The following is a 517-nucleotide window of genomic DNA, read 5'->3' as shown; positions in this document are numbered from 1 at the left end:
ACGCGTAAGATCGTCGGCAGCGTCAGATGTGTATAAGAGACAGTCGCAGATCAGCTGATCCTTGTTCAGGCCCATCAGGTCGTAGCCGTGGCTGCCTTCCTGGGAGAAGACCTCGATGCGGTAGTAGATGTCGTTGCCGGCCGAAACCCTGGCGTAGCTGGGCACCGGCATGGCCACCGGGTAGATCTGGTATTTGAAGGGCCGTTCGTCCCCGTTGCTGACCACCAGGTCCAGCGAATCCAGCTCCAGGTGCTCCACCCGTTCAATATCCAGTGCCACTTCCGCACCGCGGGCGGAGAACTCCTGGCTGACCTCCTCCAGGGCCGGCAGGGCCACCTCGTCCAGGTAGCGTTTGGTGGCCCGGTGCCCGGGGTAGTTCATGGTCCGGGCCAGGCGCTGCTTCCAGCTGCGCCGGTCGTTGGGGGTGCCGATGCGGCTGGAGAGCAGCTTGTGCATGGTGTGCTTGTAGCTGTTGGCCAGCGCGGATTCCACCCGCAGCGACTTGAACACGCCGAGC

Annotated in this window: 1 pseudogene; it reads right to left on the bottom strand. The window is 63.4% G+C overall.

Annotation, left to right across the window (positions count from 1 at the left end):
* Positions 1–517 (bottom strand): annotated as a pseudogene (locus DQ244_RS19145) (hypothetical protein); the annotation flags it as partial.

The sequence above is a fragment of the Blastococcus sp. TBT05-19 genome (genome assembly GCF_003319095.1).
In the GTDB taxonomy this organism is placed as follows: Bacteria; Actinomycetota; Actinomycetes; order Mycobacteriales; family Geodermatophilaceae; genus Blastococcus.
This window is presented reverse-complemented; position numbering and strand designations above follow the sequence as displayed.